Here is a 559-nt window from a genome sequence, read left to right on the forward strand (position 1 = left end):
CGCCGAGCAGCGCGAGCGCCGCGTCGCCGTCTCCGGCCTCGTGCAGGGCGCGCAGGTGGGCGAGGGGCGGGGCGCTCAAACGCTGATGGTGCCCTTCGCGATGAGCACGCCCACCACGAGGAGCGCGAGCACCACGACCCACGCGCCGATCAGGACCGCGCGGTTCTGCTGGCGGGCGACCGCGTGCGCGACGATCACGGCTGTGATCATCGCGACGGGGTGCCACACGCTGACCTTGATGGGCGTGAGGAAGTACACGAGCAGGCCCAGCAGGACGTTCACGTCCAGCATGACGGGCGCGATCCGCTGGAAGGGCACGCGGGGAGTGCGGAAGAAGACCGCCCAGATCAGCACGAGGATCGGGATGAGCTGGAGGAACTCGCCGTAGTACGCGTGGATGTTGCGCAGGATCATGGGCGTCATTGTGACGCCCCGATCCACGTCAGCTCAACGGTCCAACGTCCCGGTCACGCGCTCAGCGCCGCGTCGAGGCCGAGGAAGCGCCACAGGGCGCGGCGCGGGACGCGCAGGCCCGCGCCGCTCTCCACGGCGGGCAGCC

1 protein-coding gene is annotated in these 559 nt (G+C 70.8%); it reads right to left on the reverse strand.

Annotated features, from left to right (window positions below; genetic code table 11):
- Positions 1-75 precede the first annotated feature (75 nt).
- Positions 76-414, reverse strand: a complete 339-nt coding sequence (locus tag DEIPI_RS0115970; RefSeq protein WP_045234497.1) for a hypothetical protein — start codon at positions 412-414, stop codon at positions 76-78.
- Positions 415-559 lie beyond the last annotated feature (145 nt).

The organism is Deinococcus pimensis DSM 21231, from assembly GCF_000519345.1.
Lineage (GTDB): Bacteria > Deinococcota > Deinococci > Deinococcales > Deinococcaceae > Deinococcus_A > Deinococcus_A pimensis.

Coding starts and splice junctions, on each gene's coding strand:
- DEIPI_RS0115970 (WP_045234497.1), bottom strand. CDS start 414: ATGATCCTGCGCAACATCCACGCGTACTACGGCGAGTTCCTCCAGCTC.